This is a genomic window from Kribbella sp. NPDC050820 (genome assembly GCF_040653975.1).
Taxonomy (GTDB): domain Bacteria; phylum Actinomycetota; class Actinomycetes; order Propionibacteriales; family Kribbellaceae; genus Kribbella.
In genome coordinates, this window is record NZ_JBFAHB010000020.1 from 44479 (window position 1) to 69741 (window position 25263).

General features: G+C 67.5%; 21 protein-coding genes, 1 pseudogene and 1 riboswitch. Of the genes and pseudogenes, 15 read left to right on the forward strand and 7 right to left on the reverse strand.

The window, feature by feature from the left end; genetic code table 11:
- Nucleotides 1-39: 39 nt before the first annotated feature.
- Together AB0H36_RS19415 and AB0H36_RS19420 are read left to right on the forward strand one after the other, a co-directional pair.
- Nucleotides 40-1260 carry a histidine kinase gene (locus AB0H36_RS19415; protein ID WP_360524671.1) on the forward strand — a complete coding sequence of 407 codons (1221 nt, stop codon included), beginning with the start codon at nt 40-42 and terminating at the stop codon, nt 1258-1260.
- Complete coding sequence (locus AB0H36_RS19420) at nt 1257-1913, forward strand: response regulator transcription factor (protein WP_360524674.1); 657 nt, start codon at nt 1257-1259, stop codon at nt 1911-1913. The genes AB0H36_RS19415 and AB0H36_RS19420 overlap by 4 nt, the downstream gene beginning before the upstream one ends.
- A gap of 101 nt (nt 1914-2014) precedes the next feature.
- Here the strand turns inward: AB0H36_RS19420 and AB0H36_RS19425 are convergent, their stop codons facing one another.
- Both AB0H36_RS19425 and AB0H36_RS19430 read right to left on the reverse strand, forming a co-directional pair.
- A complete protein-coding gene (locus AB0H36_RS19425) occupies nt 2015-2872 on the reverse strand; it encodes an NlpC/P60 family protein (protein WP_360524677.1) in 858 nt (285 codons plus the stop codon).
- A riboswitch (cyclic di-AMP (ydaO/yuaA leader) is annotated at nt 2872-3063 on the reverse strand. (Overlaps the previous gene by 1 nt.)
- Before the next feature lie 275 nt (nt 3064-3338).
- Nucleotides 3339-4298, reverse strand: a complete 960-nt coding sequence (locus tag AB0H36_RS19430; RefSeq protein WP_360524680.1) for a pyridoxal-phosphate dependent enzyme — start codon at nt 4296-4298, stop codon at nt 3339-3341.
- A 111-nt stretch (nt 4299-4409) separates the two neighbouring features.
- On the opposite strand from AB0H36_RS19430, the gene AB0H36_RS19435 reads away from it, so the two are divergent.
- Nucleotides 4410-4772, forward strand: a complete 363-nt coding sequence (locus AB0H36_RS19435; RefSeq protein WP_360524683.1) for a YciI family protein — start codon at nt 4410-4412, stop codon at nt 4770-4772.
- 91 nt (nt 4773-4863) lie between these two features.
- Here AB0H36_RS19435 and AB0H36_RS19440 read toward each other — a convergent pair whose 3' ends face one another.
- The gene (locus AB0H36_RS19440) at nt 4864-5457 is read right to left on the reverse strand and encodes a GNAT family N-acetyltransferase (protein WP_360524686.1); all 594 of its coding nucleotides are present in this window, start codon (nt 5455-5457) and stop codon (nt 4864-4866) included.
- A 1-nt stretch (nt 5458) separates the two neighbouring features.
- Nucleotides 5459-6130, reverse strand: coding sequence for a TetR/AcrR family transcriptional regulator C-terminal domain-containing protein (locus AB0H36_RS19445; protein ID WP_360524689.1), 672 nt, complete (start codon nt 6128-6130; stop codon nt 5459-5461).
- A gap of 90 nt (nt 6131-6220) precedes the next feature.
- Here AB0H36_RS19445 and AB0H36_RS19450 point away from each other — a divergent pair, with 90 nt between their 5' ends.
- The 7 genes from AB0H36_RS19450 to AB0H36_RS19480 all read left to right on the forward strand — a co-directional run bounded on the left by AB0H36_RS19450 (nt 6221) and on the right by AB0H36_RS19480 (nt 11449).
- Nucleotides 6221-7645 (forward strand): MFS transporter, encoded by a 1425-nt coding sequence (locus tag AB0H36_RS19450; protein WP_360524692.1) that lies wholly within the window; start codon nt 6221-6223, stop codon nt 7643-7645.
- Between the two features lie 115 nt (nt 7646-7760).
- Complete coding sequence (locus tag AB0H36_RS19455) at nt 7761-8243, forward strand: hypothetical protein (RefSeq protein ID WP_360524695.1); 483 nt, start codon at nt 7761-7763, stop codon at nt 8241-8243.
- Between the two features lie 122 nt (nt 8244-8365).
- On the forward strand, nt 8366-9454 hold the full coding sequence (locus tag AB0H36_RS19460) for a serine hydrolase domain-containing protein (protein ID WP_360524698.1): 1089 nt from the start codon (nt 8366-8368) through the stop codon (nt 9452-9454).
- Between the two features lie 52 nt (nt 9455-9506).
- Nucleotides 9507-10007, forward strand: coding sequence for an HAD domain-containing protein (locus AB0H36_RS19465; protein ID WP_360524701.1), 501 nt, complete (start codon nt 9507-9509; stop codon nt 10005-10007).
- A gap of 70 nt (nt 10008-10077) precedes the next feature.
- Nucleotides 10078-10533 carry a hypothetical protein gene (locus AB0H36_RS19470; RefSeq protein ID WP_360524704.1) on the forward strand — a complete coding sequence of 152 codons (456 nt, stop codon included), beginning with the start codon at nt 10078-10080 and terminating at the stop codon, nt 10531-10533.
- Nucleotides 10534-10568: 35 nt separating this feature from the next.
- On the forward strand, nt 10569-10868 hold the full coding sequence (locus AB0H36_RS19475) for a hypothetical protein (protein ID WP_360524707.1): 300 nt from the start codon (nt 10569-10571) through the stop codon (nt 10866-10868).
- Complete coding sequence (locus AB0H36_RS19480) at nt 10868-11449, forward strand: hypothetical protein (RefSeq protein WP_360524710.1); 582 nt, start codon at nt 10868-10870, stop codon at nt 11447-11449. The genes AB0H36_RS19475 and AB0H36_RS19480 overlap by 1 nt, the downstream gene beginning before the upstream one ends.
- A 206-nt stretch (nt 11450-11655) precedes the next feature.
- On the opposite strand, the gene AB0H36_RS19485 is transcribed toward AB0H36_RS19480, so the two are convergent.
- Nucleotides 11656-12225: a hypothetical protein gene (locus AB0H36_RS19485; RefSeq protein ID WP_360524713.1), complete on the reverse strand. Its 570-nt coding sequence runs from the start codon at nt 12223-12225 to the stop codon at nt 11656-11658.
- Nucleotides 12226-12606: 381 nt separating this feature from the next.
- On the opposite strand from AB0H36_RS19485, the gene AB0H36_RS19490 reads away from it, so the two are divergent.
- The 4 genes and pseudogenes from AB0H36_RS19490 to nhaC all read left to right on the forward strand — a co-directional run bounded on the left by AB0H36_RS19490 (nt 12607) and on the right by nhaC (nt 20525).
- Complete coding sequence (locus AB0H36_RS19490) at nt 12607-15690, forward strand: choice-of-anchor D domain-containing protein (protein ID WP_360524716.1); 3084 nt, start codon at nt 12607-12609, stop codon at nt 15688-15690.
- A 671-nt stretch (nt 15691-16361) separates the two neighbouring features.
- A pseudogene (locus tag AB0H36_RS19495) lies at nt 16362-17491 on the forward strand (arginine deiminase).
- 33 nt (nt 17492-17524) lie between these two features.
- Nucleotides 17525-18982, forward strand: a complete 1458-nt coding sequence (locus tag AB0H36_RS19500; RefSeq protein ID WP_360524719.1) for a basic amino acid/polyamine antiporter — start codon at nt 17525-17527, stop codon at nt 18980-18982.
- Between the two features lie 16 nt (nt 18983-18998).
- Nucleotides 18999-20525, forward strand: coding sequence for a Na+/H+ antiporter NhaC (gene nhaC, locus AB0H36_RS19505; protein ID WP_360524722.1), 1527 nt, complete (start codon nt 18999-19001; stop codon nt 20523-20525).
- A gap of 914 nt (nt 20526-21439) precedes the next feature.
- Here nhaC and AB0H36_RS19510 read toward each other — a convergent pair.
- Complete coding sequence (locus AB0H36_RS19510; protein ID WP_360524725.1) at nt 21440-21778, reverse strand: hypothetical protein; 339 nt, start codon at nt 21776-21778, stop codon at nt 21440-21442.
- Nucleotides 21779-21814: 36 nt separating this feature from the next.
- Between AB0H36_RS19510 and AB0H36_RS19515 the strand changes: the two genes are divergently transcribed.
- Entirely contained in the window at nt 21815-21979 is a 165-nt protein-coding gene (locus AB0H36_RS19515) for a PDZ domain-containing protein (RefSeq protein WP_360524727.1), read from the forward strand.
- A 71-nt stretch (nt 21980-22050) separates the two neighbouring features.
- Here the strand turns inward: AB0H36_RS19515 and AB0H36_RS19520 are convergent, their stop codons facing one another.
- Entirely contained in the window at nt 22051-24936 is a 2886-nt protein-coding gene (locus AB0H36_RS19520) for a hypothetical protein (protein WP_360524730.1), read from the reverse strand.
- Between the last annotated feature and the right edge of the window lie 327 nt (nt 24937-25263).

Sequence of the window (25263 nt, forward strand, 5' to 3'; positions counted from 1 at the left end):
GTGAAGAGAACACCCCGACCCCGCAACTACGCTGACAGAATGCGACGACGACTGCAGCGCTGGCATGCCTGGTTGTCCCGGCATGCCCCGCGGCTGCGGGACATCCTGTTCGTCGGCTTCAGCCTGCTGACCATCGTGGCCCAGGCCGCCTCCACCGGCGCCGACGCCGGTTGGGACACCAAATCGTGGTTCGTACTCGGCGCCGGCGTGGTTGCCTCGGTCGCCCTGTTCTGGCGGCGGCGATTCCCGGTCACCGTGACCCTGGTCAGCATCGCGGCGATGTTGGCCGCCGCCATCTTCGTGCCGATGGGTCTCGCCCTGCTGACCCTCGCCATCCGCCGTCGCGACCTGATCCTCGCCATCGTCGGATTCGCCGCTTACGTCGCCTACGTCGTCAACACGGCGTCCGGTGACGGCGAGGTCTGGGTCGCGGTGTTCACCGCGCCGTTCCTACTCGGGACCTGGATCGCGGTCGGCGCGTACGTCGGCGCGCGCCGGGATCTCATGGTGTCGCTGCGGGACCGCGCCGAGCGGGCCGAGGCTGAGCGCGAGCTGCGCGGCGAGCAGGCCCGGCTGGGTGAACGCGCCCGGATCGCCCAGGAGATGCACGACGTACTCGCGCACAAGGTGTCGCTGATCGCGCTGCACGCCGGCGGGCTCGAGGTGAACCCGGCGGTCGGTCCGGAGAAGGTGGAGGACTCGGCCCGGCTGATCCGCGAGACCGCGCGGCAGGCGATGGAGGACCTGCGCGAGGTCCTCGGCGTACTGCGCTCCGACCTCAGCGTCGACGGAGCCGACTTGACTCCGGTGCCGCGGGCCTCGGACCTGGATCGGCTGGTCCAGGCGTCCCGGAGCGCCGGGGTGAGTGTGACGGGCGAGTTCATGCTGCCGGACGACGTACCGACCTCGGTGGGGCGGACGGTCTACCGCGTGGTGCAGGAGTCGCTGACCAACGTGCACAAGCACGCCCGGGGTGCCTCGACCGAGGTCGTCGTCCACGGCAGCAGGGGAGACGGCGTCCGGGTGAGGGTGACGAACGTGCGGCCGGTCGCTGCTGGTTCACTGCTCCCAGGCGCCGGTGCGGGTCTCGTCGGCCTGCGCGAGCGCGTGCAGCTGGTCGGCGGCCGGCTGTCGACCGGGCCGACGCAGGACGGCGGCTGGCAGGTGGACGCCTGGCTGCCCTGGCCGGACGGCCGGGACGACGTCGAGTCAGGTGTGGACCCGGGTGCGGACTCGGGTGTGGACGAAGGGGAACGATGACGCGGCTGCTGATCGTGGACGACGAGGCGCTGGTCCGGGCCGGGCTGAAGATGATCCTCGAGTCGGACGACGCCCTCGAGGTGGTCGCCGAGGCCGAGGACGGCGCCGACGCGGCGGCGATGGTGGTGAAACACCGGCCGGACGTCGTCCTGATGGACATCCGGATGCCACGGCTGGACGGGCTGGCGGCGACCCGGGAGGTGCAGGCGCTGCCGGATCCGCCGAAGGTCGTCGTACTGACGACGTTCGACCTGGACGACTACGTGTTCCGGGCGCTGCAGGCCGGGGCAAGCGGGTTCCTGCTGAAGGACACCCCGCCGCGGGAACTGGTGCAGGCGGTGAAGGTGGTCGCGGCCGGGGACGCGATGTTGTCGCCGGCGGTGACGCGGCGGCTGATCGGGCACTTCGCGGCGGACTCGCGCTCGGACCGGCAGCGGCAGGCGCGGGAGCGGATCGCCGTGCTCACCGACCGGGAGCGCGAAGTGCTGGCCGCGGTCGGGCGCGGGCTGTCGAACGCCGACATCGGCAAGACGCTGTACATGAGCGAGGCGACGGTGAAGGCGCACGTCTCGCGGGTGCTGGTGAAGCTGGACGCCACCAACCGCGTCCAGGTCGCCATCCTCGCCCACGACGCGGGCCTGCTGGACGGGTAGAAGGGAAACCGGCCGGGGCCGTCGGAGGGGTGGGGGACGACGGCCCGCGACCGGTTTCAGGTCAGCGATCCTGGGGGGAGGGAAACGCTGACGGGATTGGCTCAGACGCGGCCGAAGGCCACGCTCTTGGTCCAGATCTTGGCCTTCCGGACCGGGACACCCGGCTTCGAGGAGTGCCACAGCATGTTGCCGCCGGCGTAGATGCCGACGTGGTACACGCCGCCGCCACCGCTCTTGAAGAAGACGAGGTCACCCGGCTTGGCCGTGGACCGGCTGATGTGCTTGGTCGCGCTGTACTGCGCACGCGACGTGCGGGGCAGCTTCTTGCCGGCCTTCTTGTACACGTAGCCGGTGTAGCCGGAGCAGTCGAAGCCACGCGGGGTCGTGCCGCCGTAGCGGTACGGCGTGCCCTTCAGCTTCGCCGCCTCGCGCAGCACCTTGGCGCGGAAGGTGGTGTTGCCGCTGCTCTTGCCGTACGGACCGTAGAGCAGTCCGCGCTTGGCGGTGTAGGTCAGCCGGCCCCAGGTCGCCCGGGTCGTCGTCCCGGTGGGCTTGAGACCCCAGGATGCCTGGTACTTCTTCAGGATCCGGATGGTGCTGGCGCCGTAGTACCCGTCCGGGCCGAGGTGCAGGGCCCGCTGCACGTACTTGACGGTGGGGCCCTTGTCGCGGAACCGGAGCAGCGGCCGACTCGGGATGCTCCAGTAGCCACGCGGCGTGGTGGTTGCGGTGGCGGAAGTGGTCGCCGCCGAGGCGGTGGCCGGAGGCGCGGCGAGCGTGATGGCGGCTCCACCGCCGACCGTGAGGCCCACCGTGAGGACAGCGGCTGCGGCCCGCGGAGTCGCGGGCTTGGTGGGCTTGCGGTGCTTCGCGAGGGTCCGGCCGGTGGGCCTGGTACTCAGCTCGCTGGTCTGACTGACGGCGCGCGAAAGCGACGTCCGTCGGGCAGTGACGGGCATGGTTGTCTCCCGACGCCTGCGGAGTTAGCTGTCGGGTTCGGGCTGGGATTCATCGCCCGGTCCGCTCCCGCGGACTTCACCCCAGGGTTCCGACCACTCACGGTCGAGACCCAACCTCCTGGGTCCCCCACCCCTGCCTTGGTTGTTCGAGGGGAGCAACTGTGCCTGGCAGGGCTCGGCGTTGACACAGATGCGGTTCGTGTTGTTTACCGAACCGCCGACGACTGTATAACAGAACGATCACGACGCAAACCCTCCGATCCACAGGCAGCCCTCAGGAAGGCCCTGGAAGGCTCTCTGACGGATCAGGGATCGAGGGTGAACACCAGGTGTCCTGAGCGTGTCTGAGCGGGGCGCAGCGGGCAAATGAGCGCTTTCATGTGACCTCGGTCACAGTCTCCCGTCGCTTTCTGTGACAACGGGCACAGTGCGTACTCAGGGCACCCTCAGGTGCTTGCGCATTCAGCTACTTCCCGAGCAGCTCCAGGAACCGGTCCAGGCCCACGTTCCCGCCGGACAGCACCACCCCGACGCGCTCCGGCAGCGACTGGATCCGCCCGGCCAGCAACGCCGCCAGCGCACTCGCGCCACTCGGCTCGAGCACGATCTTCAGCCGCTCGAACGCGAACGCCATCGCGGCCAGGATCTCGTCGTCCGTGACGAGCTCGAAGCTGTCCACCAGCCGCCGGTTCACCGCGAACGTCAGCTCGCCCGGAGTCGAGATCGCCTGCCCGTCCGCGATCGTCCGCGGTACGTCGATCTCCACCCGCTGACCTGCTGCCAGCGACCGGGCATGGTCGTCCCCGGCGGCCGGCTCGACCCCGATCATCCGGATCCCGGGTGCCAAGGCGGTCGCGGCCGTCGCGCACCCGGCCATCAACCCACCGCCTCCGACCGGTACGAGCAGCGCGTCCAACGGCCCGGTCTCCTCGATCAGCTCCAGCGCGACCGTCCCCTGCCCCGCCATCACGTCGTAGTGCTCGTACGGCGGAATGAGCGTGAGCCCCCGCTCGGACGCCAGCTCCTTCGCGAGGGCGGTCCGGTCCTGCGCGTACCGGTCGTACGTGACGACCTCAGCGCCGTACCCACGGGTGGCCGCGACCTTCGTCGGCGGCGCGTCCGCCGGCATCAGGATGACCGCCTTCGTCCCTGCGATCTGCGCCGCCAGCGCGACGGCCTGGGCGTGATTCCCGGAGGAGTACGCCGCGACGCCGTACCGGAGCTGCTCCGGGGTCAGGCGGCTGACCGCGTTGTAGGCGCCGCGGAACTTGAAGGCGCCGATGCGCTGCAGGTTCTCCGCCTTGAGGAAGACCCGGGCGCCCACTCGCTCGTCCAGGGTTCGCGAGTTCAGCACCGGCGTACGGTGGGCGATTCCGGCGATCCGGTCGGCGGCGGACCGGATGTCTGTGAGACTCAGTTCGGCCATGCCGCCGACGCTATCCGCTCTGCTGCGCATCCGATGTCAAGATGGCGCGGCCGGCTCCGTACTGATGGGCGAGAGGCTCTCCAACCGGGGGCCGTGGATGAAGGAGACACCGTGAAGTATCTGCTGGTGCTGAACATCAACGCCGAGGTGCTGGCCGCGCTGACCGAGGAGGAGCAGGCCGCGATCGGCGCGGGGCACGAGAAGTTCATGGCGACCATCAAGGACTCGGGGGAGTTCCACAGCACGGTCGCGCTCACCGAGCCGGCCAAGTCCGCCGTGGTCAAGGTCCGCGACGGGGTCCCGGCGGTGACGGACGGGCCGTTCGTGGAGGCGAAGGAGTTCCTCGGCGGCTACTACATCGTCGACGTGGCCTCGGCGGAGCGCGCGTACGAGCTGGCCGCGATGATCCCGGACGCCTCGATCGAGGGCCTCGGCGTCGAGGTCCGCGGCGTGGTGTTCGAGTCCGGTCTCTGAGCACAAGGGGTCTCGCCGCGTCGTGGCGAGACCCCCTTGTTCTCCTGGGTTCTCAGTCGGTCTGGTCGTCGACGCCCTACCTCCAGCCCCGTCAGCCTGCCGGGACCTCACGCACCACGCCGGGTGGGCCGGACCAGCCGGGCCAGGGACCGGGCGCCGGCCCGTCGGCATCGGGGCGTTCTTCCTCCACCGTCTTGTAGGGCTTGAGGCCGCGGGCCTGGTAGTTGACCAGCGCGGCCGGTCCGTCGAGCGTGTTCGTGTTCACCCAGACCCGGGTGATCGGGTCGACGCCTTCGTGGCGCTCGTCGAGCGTCCAGGCCATCTGCAGCCCGACAGTCAGCAGGTGGCCGCCGATCCCGCGGCCGATGAAGGCCTTCAGCAGCCCGAAGTTCTCGATCTCGACCTCGCTGCCGACGCCGCGCAGGGCGACGTACCCGGCCGGGACGCCGTCGACCCATGGCACGTGCGTCTCGAACCCGGGCCGGCTCAGCCAGTCGGTCCACTGGTCCCAGTTCCAGCCGAGCTTGCCGATCCAGTGCCAGTGACCGCCGACCGCGGTGTAGAGGTAGCGGGCGAACTCCGGGGAGACCTCCTCGACCCGCCTGATCTCGATCGACTGCTCCTTGGCCGGCACGATCTCGTCCGGGCTGTGCTGCTCCAGGTAGGTCAGGACGCTGAGTGCCAAGCTACTTCTCCTCTTTCAATACGCCGCGGATGCCCGCGACGACCAGGTCGATGCCGAGCTCGTAGTACCGGTCCGTCGAGGTCGGGCACACCAGGGTGTCCGCGGCGGACGTGACGAGCGGGTACTTGCGCGGGGGCAGTGAGGCCAGCGACGCACGCTTGCGCCGCAACGAGTCCTCACGGGTGATCGGGTCGCTCGCCTCCCGCGCGATCGGGTCGTTGGTGACGAGCGTGATCAGCGAGCATATCGACTGCCGCCCGACCTCGGCCGCGTCGTCGACCGAGAACCCGCCGGCGGTCAGCAGCTCCATCGTCCGCTCGGCCATCACCAGCCCCGGCTCGGCCACGAGGATGCGGGGCAGGGTGAGATCCGCGAGCCGCGGGTGCCCTCGCAGCGCGGTGACGAACGCCGTCAGCACGGCATGCAGCTGCTGTTCCCACGGCTCGTCGGACGGCTCGGGCAGTACGACGTCCGCCAGCAGCCGGTCGCCGAGCGCGGCGAGCAGGTCGTCCTTGTCCTTGAAGTGCCGGTACAGCGCCATCGGCGTGACCTCGTGCTGACCGGCCAGCCGGCGGAGGGTGACGGCGGCCGGTCCCTCGTCGTCCGCGATCGCGAGCGCACTGTCCACGACCTTGTCCGGGTCCAGCCTGCGGGCGGGTTCTTTGCTGATCACGTTGACAAGTTTACACCGTAGACCTAGCGTGTACTGCGTACGCATACAGCGTATACATACAACGTAGACTGAACTTCGAGTGAGGTAGTCATGCGACGCAGTCCCTGGGCCACCCTGGCGGTGCTGGCCCTTGCGCAGTTCATCGTGGTGCTGGACGTGACGATCGTGAACGTCGCGCTGCCGCACATCCAGGCGGACCTGAACTTCTCCGCCGACTCCCTGCAGTGGGTGATCAACGCCTACACGCTGCTCTTCGGCGGCTTCCTGCTGCTCGGCGGCCGGATGGCCGACCTGCTCGGGCCGCGCCGGGTGTTCGTGGCCGGGCTGCTCCTGTTCGGCGTCACCTCGCTGGTCGCGGGGTTGTCGAGCTCACCCGAGTTCCTGATCGCCGCCCGCGCCGTACAGGGTCTTGGTGGGGCGCTGCTGTCCCCGGCAGCGCTGGCGATTCTCACGGTGACGTTTGCGCACGGGCGCGAGCGGAACATCGCGATGGGGGTCTGGGGTGGTCTTGCGGGTCTTGGTGGCACGCTCGGCGTGGTGGCGGGCGGCGTACTGGTCGACTCGCTCAGCTGGCAGTGGATCTTCTTCGTCAACGTGCCGATCGTGATTGCGCTGGTCGCGGTGATCCCGGTGTTCGTACGCGACGTGCGGCACGCGGTTGGTCGCCGTACGTTCGACACCTTGGGGGCTGTGCTGGCTACGACGGGTTTGCTGGCGGTCGTGTACGGCGTGGTGCGGTCGGAGCCGTCCGGGTGGGGATCGTTCGAGGTGGTCGGCGTACTGACTGCTGGAGTGGTGTTGCTGCTGGCGTTCGTACTGGTGGAGAGGCGGTCTGCTGCTCCGCTGGTGCCGCTGCGGTTGTTCCGGTCGCGTGCGTTGAGTGTGTCGGGCGGATCGCTTGCGCTGAACGGGGCTGCGTTCCTGTCGATGTTCTTCCTGACTGCCATCTACTTGCAGCAGGTGCGTGGGGACAGTGCGCTCGAGGCGGGTGTGCACTTCCTGCCCATGGGTGGTGCGGCGATCGCCGGCGCGATACTGGCGTCGCAGTTGGTGCAGCGCGTTGGCACTCGTACCGTCCAGCTCACTGGCGCAGTGTTGAGCGTGACTGGGTTGCTGCTGCTGTCGCAGGCTGATGCGACCGGCAGCTATTCCTCAGAACTCCTGCCTGGCTTGGTGATTTTCGGCTTCGGCATCATCGGTGTCGGCGTACCTGGTCAGATCACCGCTGTCTCCGAGGTCCGGCCGGCCGAGGCCGGTGCGGCGTCCGGCGTGGTCAACGCGATGTACCAGGTGGGCGGCGCACTCGGTCTGGCGATCGTCACCACGTTGTCCATCACCCACACCACGCAGGAACTCACGCACGGTGCCACCCAGCAGCAAGCTCTCGTGGCTGGGTACGAACGCGGCCTGCTCGCGGCCGCGGTGTTTGCCCTGGCCAACGTCCTTCTGACACTGGCCTCGCCGCAACTGCAGCCGACTTCCGAAGAACTGACCGAGGCTGCTGCCGCGGCGTAGTCGCGCACTGGCCGTTCGTGGTGTGGGTTCCTACGGGGTTGTGGGCCTCCCTGCTGCGGCGCATGGTGGATTCACGGGGAAGTCAGCAGTACAAGGGGGAGCACGAGGGGGAGTCATGGAAGCGAACGCGATCGATCGCCGACGCCTGCTGCACGGAGCCGGCGCAGCCGCCGGTGGGGCAGTGGTTGTCGGGGTGGGGGCGCTGGCAACGCAACCGGCCGCCGCGAGCAGCGGCTCCAAGCGGTTGGCAGGGAGCTGGCTGGTCGACGTGGTGTCCGGCGGTCCGCAGGGAGGCACGCTGATTTCCGTCGGCAGCTTCGCCGACGGGGGCGTCGCGATCACACACGACATCAGCCCGGCGGGCCCGCCGTTCACCGGGTCCTGGGCACAGCACGGCAGCAAGTGGCGCGCGACGCTGTGGTCCGGGTTCCCCGGCGAGGGGGGTCCGGGATCCACCGGACCCACCGCACGGCTCAAGCTGCGGGGTGAGGTGAAGGGTGACCGGATCCGCGGCACCTTCACCTTCACGCTGTTCGTCCCGGGCGAGGATCCCTCGACCGACACCGGCTCGTTCACCGGCCGCCGGATCGAAGCCTGACGACTCGTTGCCGTCGACCCCTATAGGGCTTTGGGGGAGAACGGAGGGCGTTCCCGGATCTGCCGCGGTCCCGACTTCGCCAGGCTTGCCCTGTACGCAAAACGCTGACAGGGAGGGCTGGTATGCGGCGAGGGCTGCGAGTTCTGGTGGCTGCGACGACGGTGTCGGCGGTGATGGCGGCTCCAGTGGCTGCCGTTGCCGCACCACCGGATCGCGCCGAACTGCAGAAACAGTTGGACACCGTCGTGGCTGACGGTGGAGTCGGCGCGCTGGCGGAGGTGCGGGACGGGCATCGCGTGTGGCGCGGGACCAGCGGTGTCGCCGAGGTCGGTACGACGCGGAAGGTCCCGGTCCGCGGTCAGTTCCGGGCCGGCAGTATCACGAAGACGTTTGTGGCAACCGTCGTACTGCAGCTTGTGGAGGAGGACGAGCTGCGGTTGGACGACCCGGTGGAGAAGTACCTGCCCGGCGTGGTCCCGAACGGCGAGAACATCAAGCTGCGCTACCTGCTCAACCACACCAGCACGCTGTTCGACTTCAAGGACACCCTGACGATGCAGGAGATCCTGGACAGCCGGTGGCGGACCTGGACGGCCGAGGAGATGGTCGCGCGGGCGCTGGCGAAACCGCCGACGTCCAAGGAGCCGGGGAAGGTCTTCGACTACTCGAACACCAACTACACCCTGCTCGGCATGATCATCGAGAAGGTGACCGGAGCGTCGTACGCCGACGAGATCGAGCGTCGCGTGATCCTGCCGCTCGGGCTGCGCGGCACCGAACTGCCCGGGACGTCGCCGTTGATCCGGCGACCGCACCCGCACGGCTACATCCCGAGCGACCAGGGTCTCGTCGACTACACCGAGATGAACCCGTCGATCTTCGGCGCCGGCGGCGAGCTGATCTCCACCGCGGCTGACCTCAACCACTTCTTCGCCGAACTGCTGGACGGTGACCTGCTCCCGCCGAACCTGCTGGCCGAGATGAAGACCCCCGCCGTCCCCGGCCGGAACTACGGCCTGGGCCTGGCCTGGCGCGACACCGCCTGCGGAACCCGCGTCTACGGCAACGACGGCGACTCCCTCACCTACCAGTCCTGGTCCTTCTCCACCGAAGACACCCACCGCCAAGCCACCGTCGTAGTAACCCCCACCCACACCGGCGACCCCGACATCACCATCAACAACTTCCTCAACACCGCCTTCTGCAACTGACCTCCTGAGGCCCCACCATCCAGTGGTGGGGCCTCACGACTATCGTGCAGACGTGCCTGCAGTGCTGTTGTTCCTCGACGTCGACGGCCCGCTGATCCCCTTCGGCGCGAAGAACTATCCGACCTATCGGCCGACGAGTACGGCGCTGAGCTCTGGATCCAATCCCCTCCTGGAACGGATCAACCCGGATCACGGTCCCCGACTGCTGGCCTTGGGGTGCGAGCTGATCTGGGCCACCACCTGGATGACCGACGCGAACGAATGCGTCTCCCCATGGCTGGGCCTCCCGGAGCTGCCGGTGATGACCTGGCCGGAGCCGTCCGACCAGGACGAGCAGGACGAGCGCGCAGGGCTCCACTGGAAGACTCGCGCCTTGGTCGACCGCGCGGCCGGTCGGACGTTCATTTGGGTAGACGACGAGATCACCGCCGCAGACCGGGCCTGGGCGCGCGCCAACCACCGGGGCCGAGCGCTGCTACACGCCGTCGATCCTCAGCGCGGCCTCACCCCAGCTGACTTCAGCGCTCTCCGCGCGTTCGTGGCAGGCGGTTGAGTTCCGGCGAGCGGTATTTATCGTCCGCCTCGTGCATCTTGTCGGCATGGCAAGGGGCAGGAGGAGGACCATGGCTGAGGACATCGACGTACGCGCGCAGTTGCGGGCGCAGATCGAAACCCGGCGGGCCGGCATCGCGGCGTTCCTGCGCGAGGTCCGGCCGCGCCGCAACCGGCTGACCAACATCAGCATCGTCAGCAGCGCCTTGGCCGCCGCCTTCGTGGCCGGCCCGGCGCTGATGGGCGTGCAGTTCACCGAGCGAGTCAAAGGAGACTTGTCCCTCGACACCTCCGCGGCCGTCTGGCAGCCGCTGTGCCTGGCGGCCTTGATCGTCTCGTTGATCTCCGTCATCTCGAGCAACCTGAGCAAGTCCCAGGACCTCGCCGCACGCGTCACCGCCGCCGAGGTCTGCAACACCGAGCTCGAAGGCGTGCTGACCTCGCTCCAGTTCGGCCACCTCTCGGTCGAGGACGCGCTCGACCAGTACCAGGAGAGCGTCAGCAAGATCCCCTTCGTCGAGGAGTGACCGCATGTCACATTTCTCCTGATCTCATTCGTCATATGAGTGTGGAGAGAAAGCAAACAGCGCACCGAGCCCTGGTCGACCAGATCCTGAACGGCCCGGGTACGACGTCCGCCGACGAGCGCGCCCGCGCCTTCGGCAACGCCGTACCCTCGCATCCGTTGATCGACAAGGTGGCCACGAGACCGACCCAGATCACCGACGAAGACTTCGCCGCAACCGGCCTCACTGATGACCAGCTCTTCGAACTGGTCATCGCGGCGGCCGTCGGCCAGTCAGCACGCATGTACGACGCCGGCCTGGCCGCCCTCGCCGAAGCCACCGGGGAGGCCGGCTGATGCGCCCCGCCATCCTCAACCACGGCTACCGCCGCCGTACGAAGCTCCTCTTCGCCATCATCCGCCTGTTCTCCGGCCACCCCGTCCCCGACGCCGCCAAGGTGGTCTTCTACCGCCCTGACTTCTACGGCGCCAAGGCCAAACTCTTCACCCACGAAGCCATGCGCGGCCCGTCAGCCTGGTCCGTAGCCGACCGAGAACTGATGGCCGCCTACATCTCCAACCTCAACCAATCCGCCTTCTGCACCCGCGCGCACACCGCCACCGCTTCCCAGGCCTACCAGGACCCGAGTTTGGTCCAAGCAGTCCTCACCGACCTCGACTCCGCCCCCATCACGCTTCAGCTCCGAGCCACCTTGGGCATGCTCGCCCACCTGACCCAGCACGCCACCATCACCCCCGACCACATCCGCCAAGTCCTCGCCACCGGCGCGACTCCCCAACAAGTCAAGGACGCCCTGGCCGTCTGCACCGCCTTCAACACCACCACCCGCCTATCCGACGCCTTCGCCTTCGAACTACTACCCCCAGCCTCCTTCGAAGCCGGCGCCAACTACCTCCTAAAACACGGCTACCGCTAGACACGAACCGGCCTCGGTGGCACCTGGTCGGGTACGACGCACACGGTCGTGGTCGAACTCCTCGCCCAGTTCCTCGCAGAACGCGAGACAAACGACGCCACGACGCGATAACTCAGCGGCGGTCCGGCAACCAGTTCGGCTCGAACGGCCCGCCGTAGCTACTGTTCGGCGGCCCGCCGTACCTACTGTCCTGCGGTCTGCCGTGGCTACTGGTTGTTGGTGTTTGAGGTGTTCTGGGCTTGGCTGTCAGGCGGAGGTGTTGACTCAGGGGTCTTGCGGGAGCGGAATCTTGAGCGGAACTTCGAGTCGTACTCCAGGGCTGTGTATCCCGAGGAGTGCACCGCCAGCGCGACGATTCCCATGGCCAGGAAGACGATCCCCGCGACCATGGAGATGTGCCAGAACGCGGCCGCGACACCGACGAACGCCGAGCCTTGGGCCAGCGACTTCGCCACCTCGACGAGCCCCGACTTGCTCACCCGGCGCCGGAACTCCTCCTGCCAGTTCAGCATCAGCAGCGCAGCAAGCAACGGCAACGACACCGCGAACGCCACCACACACACCATCGCCGACGCATCCAGCGACTCCACGGTCAGGAACGGCTGCACTACCACCAGCCCAGCCGCCCCCAACCCGCCATAGATCAGGTTGGACTGCCGAATCCACTCCCGCTGAGCCGCCGGCTCCTCCGCAGCCGCCCGAGCCTCCTCCCGCGCCAGCGCAGCCTCCGCCTCAAGAGCACGAGCCTCAGCCAGGAAGTCCTTCTCCTCGTCCACGCCCCACATCCTCCCGTGCCCCGACCGGGGCCGCATCCACCGACCTCTCGCCGCAACGCCCCATCATGAGTCATCCGCCCGACCCTCTCGCCGCGACGCCCCATCATGAGTCATCCGCCCGACCTCTCGCCGCGACGCCCCATCATGAGCCAGGCGCGTCGCCAAGAGCCACGAATCGCGGCCCCAGCCAGGACCCACGCTCGCCGTCCGACGCCAGCAGCCGAAGTCCACTGCCTCCACGATCGAGACACCAGACCGGCATCCGGACACAGCATCCCCTACCGAGTCAGTCATTTACCCGGTGAAGTCCGCGCGATGGTGCGATAGCCTTCTGCGCTGTTGGCCGCCGTCGAGGATCCGCCCGCGATGGGGCCGCTTCTGATGCCTGGGGGGCTCTTGAAGCGCAAGGCTGTACTCGTTGCTGTGCTGATCGTCGTGGCGACTCTCGCCACGTTCTTGCCGAAGTTCAACGGGGCGCAAGCCGCCACCAGCGTCCCCGGAGTGCCGCAGTGGGTCACGTCGTTCCCGGTCGTCGGCGCGGCCGGAGTGAAATGGGAACCGCCGACCGAAAACCCCGACAGCCCGCCTGAGTCTTACGTGGTCATGCGGCAGCGGGAGAACGGGCACTGGGAGGACGTCTCCGGCCCCGTCGATCCGTCGACTCACCACTGGATCGACACCTCGCTGCAGCCCGGTGAGAGCCACCAGTACTACGTCCTGGCGAAGAACGAGGTCGGCACGAGCCAGGGGAGTGGCATCGCCACGGCGACCCGGCCGCTGCAGGATCCCGTGACCGGCTCCGTCAACGCGCTCACCATGGATGTGAACCCGGGGTACAACGGGATCTCCGAGCTGACCAGCGAGGTCGCGACCACAGTCACTGTAGGCCAGCCCGAGGGGGCGACCCGGACTCTGTCCGCGGGCGACATCCAGCTCACCCTGCCGGCGCTGCTGGAACCCCGCACCTTCTATCCCAGCCTCCGGCTGCGCCAGGGCGACGTTGATTGTGGCGTGCCCGACAACGCGCAGCTCTCGATCACCCAGGTGGCGTACACCGCGGATCTGAAGATCGCCCTCATGACCGGATGGTTCTCGGTGAGGCCGTGCGGTGTCGACAGGGAAGAGGTCATCGGTGAGATCCGCATCAACAGCACTCAGCCCTACTCCGCGATCTCGGTGAGCTCCCACAGCGTCGACTTCGGCCGGGTGCTGGTCGGGACCACTGCCGAACGCCCGATCACCATCACGAACGCCGGGACGGCTGATCTGACCATCACCAGGACCGAGCTGACCGCGGGCTTCTCGGACCGATGGGGAGTCCGGAACGACTGCAGCGCGCCACTGGCCCCCGGATCCAGTTGCACGATGACGCTCACGTTCAAGGCGACCACGACGTACCCCATCGACGCGTCGTTCCGCATCTTCGACTCCACTCGTCGGGGGTCGCGGCACATCAAGGCCGTCGCCGCCGGCGAGTCCCCGCCGGCGGCTCCGGATTCGGTCGAGGCGGTGGCGACGCTGACCGGCGTCGATCTCTCGTGGACCGGTCCGAGCCAGGACGGCGCCAGGCCGGTGCAGGGCTTCGTCGTACGTCGGATTGTCGACAATACGGCGACCGAGTACCGGCTGCCCGCCGACCAGCACCAGTGGATCGATCCCGACCGAGCACCAGGCGTCTTCTACTCGGTGTCCGCCGTCAACGAGCTCGGAGAGGGACAGCGGAGCTTCCCGATCGAGCCGGCGCCGGCCAGGGAACAGATCACGCTCTTCAGCGGGCCGACCGGCGCGGACTCGACGCTCGGCACGTTCGGTATCTGGGGGACCCAGATCGTTCCGTTCGGCCCAGGCGCTCCCTCGTCCAACCGCGCCGAGCTGGCTGTCTCACCGGACGGCCGGAGCGTGGCGTACACAACCGACGAGGGCGGCAGCAGCGTGCTCTGGGCCCGCCGAGCCGACGGGCCGGGCAGCCAGCCGGTCACCCGAGTCGTGACGGCCGCGGCCATCCACACGCCGTCCTGGTCACCGGACGGAACGCGGATCGCCTACACGACCAAGGACGGCACGGCTTCTTGTGTAGACATCGTTCCCGCCACGGGTGGCGTCTCGACCCGCGTCGGGTGCTCCCTGGACTTCCCGGTCTGGCATCCGGATGCACAGTCACTGATCGTCCGTGACTCGCGCATCAGCGGAGCGCCACTGGCTCGGCTGTCGGCCCGTGCGGACGGCACCCGGATCGCCGTCCTGTCCGGCGCGAACGGCGCCACGCACACGGCGGCATCCCCGGACGGCAGATGGCTCGCGTTCGTTCCTGCCGGTCAGTCGAACCGTGTCGGCATCGTGCCGCTGAACGGGGGCACTGTCCGACTCAGTCCGGAGCTTCCCTCGTCGTCGATCCAGCGGATCTCCTGGCGGCCGGACGCGAACGTTCTCGGCGTACTCAGCCGTGAGTCCGGTGTCGACCGCATCCATTCCCTTGCGGTGTCGGCCGGCGTCCCGGGGTCGTCGCGGGTGTTGCTGCAGTCGGCTTCCGGCCAGACGATTCACGACGTTCAATGGCAAGGGCTCGCCACCTTCATCAAGCCGACGCCCGCGGTCACGGGTCCGTCGCCGGCGATCGCGTTCGACACCAGCGGTTTGGAGAGCGGGTCGGCCATCACCTGTCAGATCGACGAAGGCACTCCGGTGACCTGCGCCTCGCCGTACCGCCCGACGGGGTTGACCACCGGACCGCACACTCTGCGCGTGATCGCCCAGGAGCCGCATGGGCAGACGTTCAACGGCCGTAAGGTCATGGCGGCGCGTGCGTTCACGGTGGACGCAATCGCGCCTGCGGTCCGCCTCGTCACCCCGACGTTCGCGGCTACCGTCGCGTCGAGCGCCACGGTGACCTACTTGGCCAACGACTCGTCGGGGGTCGCGACGTACGACGTGCGTTACCGGGCGGCATCCTCATCCGGTGCCTTCGGCAACTATGTGTACCCGACGACCGGGACCGCATTGCGCAGCTACGTCCTCCCACTGACGGGCGGGTATGAGTACTGCGTCTCCGTCCGCGCCCGCGACCGCGTCGGCAACACGTCGGCCTGGACCGCCGAGAGGTGCTTCTCCAGGCCGCTGGACGACCGTTCGCTGAGCGCCGGGACCGGCTGGGTGCGCGGCACCGGGTCGGGCCTCTACTACAGCACGGCAACCTCCACCACCAAGTACGGCGCATCGCTGACCCGAACCGTCAAGATGAAGCGCGCCTACCTGCTGGCCACCAAGTGCTCCACGTGCGGAGTGGTGGCGGTCTATCTCGGCACCCGGTACCTGACGACGATCAACCTGTACGCCGCCACGACACAGCGGCAAGTCCTGATCGGTCTTCCGGTACAAACCTCGGCGATCACCGGAGCCCTCCGGATCTCCACCAGATCCACCGGCAAACTAGTCCAAATCGACGGCCTCGCCATCCGCCAGACCTAACGAACCCTGACCGTCGGGAGAGCCCCACTCTCCCGACGGTCCCATGAACTCAGATCAGCTGAGTGCCATCGTGACCTACCAAGCCGTCTGGTCCCCGCTACACACGATCTCAGGCATCCTGGACAGAGCCTTGACCGAGATCTTCATGCCCGACTACACGGACCGCCTAAACGCCGCACGCCACCGCCTCCGCGAAGCAATGGGCAGCGACAAAGAGCCATTCGAGACAGAACCCGAACCGTAGCCGCCGACCTCATCCCACACCGTCGCGATCGGCGGGCTCACCGCCTTCCACATGACAACGGGACCAAGGTCACTCGCTCTACGCGGTTGCCCGTGACCACGATCACCTCGCAAAGACGGTCAGCGTTGGTAGTCAATTGCGCGCGATCAGCGCGCACCCCGGGCGGTAGCCCGTAGGCGGCGGCGAGAGCCGATCTCATCCGTTCGGGGTGAGGCGCTGGGCCGAGGGTGTCGCGAAGCTCTTTGGTGATCAGGCCTGCCGAGCTGCCTCTGTCGATGTGCTAGGGACTCTGACGATCATGACGGCCGAGAACGCCCCGAAGTCTGCTTCGTACGGCGTGCACTCCGAGGTAGGGCGGTTGCGCAAGGTGTTGGTTTGCCGGCCTGGGCTGGCGCACCGTCGGCTGACCCCGACCAACGGCGATGACCTGTTGTTCGACGACGTGTTGTGGGTGGAGAACGCTCAGCGCGACCATGCCGACTTCGTCAATAAGATGGGCAACCGCGGGGTCGAGGTCGTCGAGCTGCATGAGCTGCTCGCCCAGACCATGGCTATCCCGGACGCGAAGACGTGGCTGCTGGAGCGCAAGATCGAGCCGAACCACGTTGGTTTGGGCCTGGTCGACGGTACCCGGGCATACCTGGAGTCGTTGTCTGACTCCGAGTTGGCCGAGTACCTCATTGGCGGCCTCGCGACGTCTGACCTGCCGGAGGACTTCCGTCGCTCCGACTATGTCGCCTTGGCGCGCGAGTCGACCGGTGCGCGCGAGTACCTCATGCCGCCGCTACCGAACACGTTGTACACCCGGGACACCACCTGCTGGCTGTACGGCGGCCTGACGATGAACCCGCTGTATTGGCCGGCCCGGCACGACGAGACGTTGATCTACAAGGCGATCTACCAGTTCCACCCCGACTTCGTCGGCTCCACCCTGTGGTGGGGTGACCCGGAGAGGACTGGGGCCAGGCCACCTTCGAGGGCGGCGACATCATGCCGGTGGGCGACGGCGTCGTCCTGATGGGCATGAGCGAACGGACGTCGCGCCAGGCCATCACGCAGGTGGCGGCCGCGCTCTTCGCGAGCGGCACGGCTGAACAGGTCGTCGTCGCCGGCATGCCCAAACTGCGGGCCGCGATGCACCTGGACACCGTGTTCACCTTCGCCGACCGCGACATCGTCACGCTGTATCCGACGATCATGGATGCGGTGCACCCGTTCACATTGCGCGCCGGCAACGCCGGCGCCTTGCACGTCACGGACGAGAGCCGACCCTTCGTCGACGTGGTCGCGGCGGCTCTCGGATTGTCCGGCCTGCGGGTGATCGAGACCGGCGGCGACGCGTACCAGTCCGAGCGGCAGCAGTGGGACAGCGGCAACAACGCGGTGGCGGTCGAGCCGGGTGTGGTGTTCACCTACGACCGGAACACCCTGACGAACTCCTTGCTGCGCAAGGCCGGGGTCGAGGTCATCACGATCGTCGGTGCCGAACTGGGCCGGGGTCGTGGCGGCGGGCACTGCATGACCTGCCCCATTATCCGCGAGCCGATCTCGTTCTGACCGGGGTAGCCGTTACTCACGAGAGGCAGTCTGATGGGCGGTGCTGTGGAGGAAACCACCAAGGTCGACACCGCCGCCCAGATGTCGCTGCCGACGTTGACCGGCATGGTCGTCGGCTCGATGGTCGGGGCAGGAGTCTTCTCGCTTCCCGCCCGGTTCGGCGTTGCGACCGGGATTCTCGGATCGCTGATCGCCTGGGCGGTAGCCGGCGCCGGGATGCTGATGCTGGCCTTCGTGTTCCAAACCCTTGCGATCCGCAGACCCGACCTCGACTCCGGTGTGTTCATCTACGCCAAGGCCGGGTTCGGTGACTACGCCGGCTTCAATTCCGCCATCGGTTTCTGGGCCAGCGCGATCGCCGGCAACACCTTCTACTGGGTCTTCATCACAGCCACCCTCGGCACCTTCTTCGACGCCTTCGGCGACGGCGACACCGTGCTCGCCGCCGCCCTCGGTTCGGTCGGCGTGTGGTTCTTCCACTACCTGATCGCCCGCGGGGTCCGTGACGCCGCAGTCATCAACCGGATCGTGACGGTCTTGAAGGTCATCCCGATCCTGGTCTTCATCGTCGTGCTGTTCGTCAACCTCGACGCCGGTGTGTTCGCCGACAACTGGACCGCCTACGGCTACGGCGACCTGGGGAACCTCAACGAGCAGATCAGAAACACGATGCTGGTGACCACCTTCGTGTTCCTCGGCATCGAAGGCGCCAGTGTGTACTCCCGCTACGCCAAGAAGCGCGAGGACGTCGGCAAGGCCACGGTGCTGGGCTTCCTGTGTGTGCTCTCGATCTTCTCCCTGGTGACCCTGTCCAGCTACTCGGTGCTGCCGCAGCCCGAGCTCGCCCAGACTCGCCAGCCGTCGATGATCGGCGTGTTCGAGTCAGTGGTCGGCGACTGGGGCGAGGTGTTCATCAGCGTCGGCGTGATCGTCTCGGTGCTGGGCGCCTACCTCGCCTGGACCCTGATGGCGGCCGAGGTCATGTACATGCCCGCCCGCAACGAGGACTTCCCGGAGTTCCTGGGCCGGGAGAGCGACAACGGCACCCCGATCACCGCTCTGGTGGTCACCTCGCTCGCTGTCCAAAGCCTGCTGGCCCTGACCCTGGTCCTCACTGACGCGTTGAACTTCATGCTCGATCTGACCACCAGCCTTGCCTTGATCCCGTACTTCCTCGCGGCCGCCTATGCCCTCAAGCTCGGGCTCACCGGTGAGACCTATGAAGAGGTCGGCGCCGGCACCCGCCGCAAGGAGACCATCTTCGCGGGGATCGCGACTGCGTACACGTTGTTCCTGTTCGATGCCGCCGGGCTGAAGTTCCTGCTTTTGTGCGCGATCATCCTGGCTCCGGCAACTCTGCTGTACGTCAAGGCTCGGGCCGAGCTCGGCCGGCGCATCTTCACACCCACAGAGATTGTTCTGTTGGTGCTCATCATCATCGGCGCCGGCGTGGGCGTTGTCGGACTGTGGACCGGACGAATCAGCATCTGACGGGACGGCGCCTGCGATGAGTGACCAGATCGACACCGACGCGGGCCGTGCACCGGCCCGGGAGCCGTCGCTGGCCGACGCGATCATCCCGCTGGTCGTCCTGGCCGTGTTCATCGCCTCGGCGCTGGCGCTGTTCGGCCTGGACGCGCTGGACGGTCCGATCCAGGTCGGGTTGGTGCTGTCCGCGATGGTGGCGGCCCTGATAGCAGTAAAGAACGGCAACCCGTGGTCGCGCGTCCAGACGGCTGCGCAGGGAGCCATGGCCTCGGTGACCAGTGCGACGTTCATCCTGCTGGCCGTGGGCGCGCTGATCGGCGTGTGGAACCTGTCCGGCACCATCCCGACGCTGGTGTACTACGGCATCCAGATCCTGTCGCCCAGCTGGTACTACGCGGCCTCGGCGATCATCTGTGGCGTCATCGCGCTGAGCATCGGGAGCTCGTGGACGACGGCCGGCACCATCGGGGTCGGACTCGTCGGGATCGCTGCCATGCTCGGGGTGTCCCCGGCGATCACGGCGGGTGCGGTCATCTCCGGCGCCTACCTGGGCGACAAGGCGTCTCCGTTGTCGGAGACCACGATTCTCACCGCGCAGATGGTCAAGGTCGACGTCTACCAGCACATCAAGCGCCAGATCTGGACATCGATACCGGCGTTCGCGATCGCTCTGGCCGCGTTCTTCGTGATCGGCTTCGTGCGCGGTCCCGACGTGCACGCGCCGCTGTCGGAGGCCGTCGAGCTGGCCTCGCTCAACCAGGTCTACAACATCACCATCTGGAACCTGCTGCCGTTGGTGCTGCTCGCGATCCTGTCGATCCGCAAGGTGCCGGCGTCGCTCGCGCTGACCTTCTCCACACTGTTCGCCGGGGTGCTGGGCGCGTTCCTACAGCCGGACGTGTACCGGGACTTCGTACACCACGTGGACCCCGAAAGCGCCTACCGCGCGGTGCTCGGCCCGATCAAGGCTGTCTGGTTGGCGATGGCCAACGGATTCAGCATCGACACCGGCATCGGCGACATCGACCGGCTGCTGGCCCGCGGCGGCATGGACAGCATGCTGCTCACGCTCTGGCTGATCTTCGGGGCCGTCACACTGGGCGCGCTGCTGGAGGAATTCGGGCTGATCAACCGCCTGGTCAACCCGATGATCAGCGCCGCCAAGGGCACCGGCAGGCTGTTCCTGACCGTGTTCGCCTGCGCCTCCGGGCTCAACATCGTGGCCGGCGACCAATACATCGCGCTGGTGCTGCCGTCGCGCATCTTCCGGGCCGAGTTCGCCAAGCGCGGACTGGCCCCGACAAACCTGTCGCGGCTCGCAGCCGACAGCGGAACGGTCACCTCGCCGCTGGTCCCATGGAACTCCTGCGGCGCCTTCATGGGCGCCGTCCTCGGCGTTTCGACCCTGCTTTACGCGCCTTACGCCATCTTCTGCTGGGCCAGCCCGGTGCTATCGGTGCTCTACGGATTCACCGGCTTCAAGATCGAGCACGTCCCACCCTCTCCCGCCGAGGATCCACCCGCCCCCGACGAACAAGCCTCGTGACGCTGAACCGACCAACAGGCCGCCATAGTCGGCCATGTAAGGGCGAAAGCTGCCGCGCCGCAGCGTCAGGCTCATCCGCCAACACAGCCGCCGACCACATCGCCGTGGCCCGCGACGCCCTCGAGCAGCTACCCGGGCACCGGCCCGGATCGTGGCACCAATACCGCAAACAAAGAAGAGCGAGCCCAGGACCCGGTTCTTCTTGGCGACCAAGAGGCCCAAGAATGTCCTCGCGCCGCTCATGGTGTACCCACCCAGGCCGTTTGCCGCACGCTACTGCTGCAGTTGTTGCTACACCCGGAGGAGCCTCGGCACGAGGCCATCACTAACTGCAGATCAGAGGGGTGGTCAGGGGCGGTCTCGAACCGCCGACCTTCCGCTTTTCAGGTCGCGCGGCACCCAGTGGTCATCGCGATCGCGATCGTGGCTTCGGTCGTCCTGAGGCCTGGCGTGCTGGTAGTGAGAGCCTGAAATTGCTACAGCGATAGCTACACTCCGACGGTCCTGTATTGCTTCCTCTGTTTGTTCCAGCCCTCAGTTGACGCCGTTGGAGGCTGGAACACAGCGGGGGCGACTTGTGTGGCGGTGGTGGATGGGCCGCGGGCGGTCGCTGGGTCAGCCGCAACACCCGGGTAATCAGTCACTAGGTGAGGCGGAAGCTCCCAAGCCGGTGCACCGTGGAGCGAGGGCCCGCGTGCCGGTACTCGTGGGAAGTGCTTGTGACGAGCTCCCACACTGGCGCGAAGAACCCCGCGTCAATCATCGAACTGTTCGAGTCGATTAGCCCCCGAGGTAGGGGCTCGTAGGGTTCTTCCACATTGAATAGCCAGGCGGACACCAGATTGCCCCCACTCGCAAGGAGTTGGACTTGAGCTCGCAGATCCGTGAGGCGGTCGCGAAAGGTCTGATGCTCGTCAGTCATCAATAGAGAACCGGCCGCCCTCATGGGCGATGAAGTTCCGTGCCTCCCGTGCCTTCTGGAGCACCTGTGCGTGCTCGGCCGCTGAGGGCAGAACCTGTGCAAGGTTTCTCGAACGTTCCTTGAGCATCCGATCCCTCGGCAGCGCTCGGATCAAGTCGTCGAGCTTGGCTACAGGGTCCGCCTGGCTGCCCGCCGCCAGGTGCCCGAACCGAAGCAGCGCTTCGCACTTGTCCTCGTAGGCCTGGGCAACGTAGAGCGCCCGACCGCCAGCGAGCGATGCCGCATCGGTCCGGGGGTTGCGGATGGGTTGGAGATGAGGGGTCCATGGCATGCGAGCACGCTACGCGGGCTGTAGTCAGGTGATGTGGTGACCGCTGTGGACGGCAAGGCGATCGCGTCAGGGGACGCGCTGGTCGCCGCAGTCCGTTTGCACCGCCCTGGCGATCAGGTGAAGCTCACCCTCACCCGCAACGGCAACTCCCAGTCCGTCACCGCGACCCCGGGCTCCGACAACAGCAAACCCACCGGCTGACCGGGCGTCTCACCCTGGCGAGGACTGCGCCGCGCACCGGGCGGCGCAGTCCTCTTTGTGTCGTGAGGGTTCTAGTACCGCAGCGCGGTGAAGCCGTCGATCCAGGCGTACGCCGTACTCGCCGAGACGATCGAGACCGTGCCGGAGACGTACGGCGTGACCGGCAGATAGTAGGTCCGCCTGCTCCAGCTGGTCGCGGCGAGCGAGATCCGGCCGAGCTTGCGGCCCGCGTGCCAGACGTCGACAGCGCCCTGACCCGGTCCGCTCAGCGCGACCACGGCGATCCGGTTGCCAACCTGGCCGGTCCGGTACAAACCCGCGCCCGGCTTGTTGAGCCGCGAAGCGGTGCCGTAGATGCCCATCGCGGTGTTGGCCCGGGTCACCGAGCCGACAATACTGAGCGAGCGGTCGTCGAGTGGTAGCGACGTACAGACCGAGGGCGACCACGCGGACAGGTTCCCGGCCGCGTCGCGCGCACGCACCATGAAGCAGGTGTCGGAGCCGCCGGCCACGGTCATCGAGACCGATGTCGCCCGCATCTTCTGCCAGCCGGCCGGGAACACCCACTGCCCCAGCGAGCGACCGGCCGGCGCGGTCCGGTACACCACGTCGTACGTGCTCAGCTCGGTGTTGTCCCGATACGAGTAGCGGAAGGTCACCGCGGACGTGTACCGGACCCGGTCACCGGCCGAGATGCTGAACAGCGTCGGCGTCGTCGCGTCGACCTGGGTGCAGTACGACGCGCTCCACGGGCTGACGTTCCCGAGCTTGTCTGTGGCGCGCACCTGGAAGCAGGTGTCCACTCCAGGCTTGGCCGTCATCGTCACCCGGGTGTCTGTCGTCGCCTGCTGCTTCCAATCGCCGTACGCGCCGCTCGTCCCAGTGCGCTGCTGCGTGCGGACGTCGTACGACGCAACGCCGCTGGCGGGCTCGGTCTCGGAGGTCGGGTCGGCGAATGCGTAACTGAAGCTGATCGACTGGGTCGGTGACGTCCGGGGGCCGGCCGTAGCCGAGGTCAGCGTCGGCGCAGTCTTGTCGGTCCTGGTGGTCGGTGGCGCCGGCTCGAGCCAGTCGACCTTGGCGACACGGACCTGTTCGGCGTTGTCGATGTAGGCGAACCTCGGATCGCCGGCACCGGCCTCGGCGATGATCCGCCGAGTCTCCCGCCAGGCTTGGGCGGCAACGAACCCGTAGCTGCGGTGCGGTAAGTCTGGGTCGTTCAGATCGGTGACCACCAACTCCGGAGGATTACCGACCGAAATCACGAGCGCCGCGACGAAGCCGTCGCCGAGTACTCGGCTCCAGCCCGCGCCGACCGTCAGGGTCCGGTCCGGCACCACTCCGAGCAGGTCGACCACGACACCGCAGTACGTCGCCCAGCGACCAGCAACTTGCAGACCGGCGCCCGGCGCGCAGCTCTGCGGGACGGTGGCCTGCACGGTCTTGGTCCGACCGGTGCTGGTGTCCTTGCCGGAGAGAATCCCGGTGCTGTCCGGCCCGGTCCATACCCACGTGCCGTCGATGGCCGTTTTGGACCGGTCTTTGACGACGGCGTCGACCGGTTCGCCGGTCCGTGCGTCCTGGAGAACGTCTCCGACTCCGTTGAGGAAGGCGGTCAGCAGCCGGCCGCCGCGCCCGAGCCGGACGGTGTTCAGAGAAGTCCGGGGAATTTCGCGGTGTCCGCCGGGCCACGCGACGACGTACTGCGGTTGGATAATGCCGGAGGTGCGCTGCGTCGTGACCAGCACGTCGCCGGAAAGCTGGAACGGCTCGTCCGGGCGCTGCAGGCCTGGAATCGACGTCCTCGGCTGGGTCCATTCGGCGCCGGCGGTAGTCGTGATCTCGGACATCGGGACGTCGGAGAACGCCATGTCGCTCGAGTCCATCCAGGACGCGACGACCCGGTCTCCGGACATGCCCACACCCCACCCCAGCTCTCGTGACCTGGGAAGTGGCATGACCTCCCGGCGACCGCCGTCGCCGGACAGGAGGTCGAGCGACGTTGGCCGTCCGACCAGGAACGAGCCGTCGTCGAGTGCGGTGCCACCGCGGGCGTCGGTCAGCAGCGGTGCGCTCACGGCTCCGTCCGCTGCGGCGATCCGCCGTACGTCGAACTGGTAGTCGGCGGTCTTGTGGAGCACCAGGAGGTCGTCTGCCAGGGTCTGCAGATCCTGCGTGAAGGCCACCTCGACGGTCCCGGTTGCCGGACCGGCCCGGTCGGCCCACGCCACCTGCTGGCCGGTCGCGGTCGCTCCGGTACGCCAGAACACCCGGCCGGGCGTCAGCGCCGCCCACTCCGGCGACACTGTCGCGACCGTCTTGCTGGTGCCGGTCTGTACGTCGATCAGCCGCAGGTCGTCCACTGTCTTCACGAGCAGGTGGCGCTCGTCCTGGTCCATGCACACGAGCGTCCCGATCGGCGCGGTGGCTAGTTCGCGCTTCGCACCGTCCGGCTGCTGGATCCAGAGGTGTTGCACGTCGTTGTCCACCGTCCGGAAGACGACGCCTACCTCATGCAAACAGGCTGCCCAATCCGGGATGAGCACGGTGCCCTTGGACTCCGACGTCGCGGGATCGATGTACTCGTAGTTGAACTTGCCCACGCTGGGTGAAGTCGTCTTGACGAAATACTTTCCGGCCATCGCCGGTCCGGAGTACTCCGAGGAGACATCGGGAATCACGATGTGCCCGTCGGCCAGGCTGGCTATGTGCCAGTTGTTGTTGCTGTCGCCGCTCCACGGGTCTTGGTGGTACGCGAAGTACTCACTCGAGGTGCCATAGGTGACGAACGGATGCTGCTGGTCGTCCCACAGCGGGGCCAGCAGCTCGCCCTGTTCGGCGGTGACGGCCGCCTCGGCAGCGGTGGAACGGAAGATGGTCAGTGGGACAGTCACGGCTCCGGCGGCGATTACAGCCGCGCTGACGAGACCGGCAACGACGACACGCGGGCGGCGCATCAAGACTCCTGTCGCTCGGGGGACCAGCGAGTTATAGCAGGGCCCAACGACAGCGGCTAGACCAGTTGCAGCATGTGGCAATGGGGTATCGCTTACCGTGAACGCGGTATTACTAGACGTCATGAAGTTTCAGATCCACCGGGGCGGGCGTCGGTTCGCGACGATGTCGACCTGGCTCGACTCGCGGCAGTCGTTCTCGTTTTCTGGGACCACTACGACCCGGCGAACGTGGGCTTCGGGTACCTGATGACGCACAACGTCGAGATCGTTGCTCGAGGCAACGGATCCGGACAGCATCCGCATCAGGATCTGGAGACCCTTCAGTTG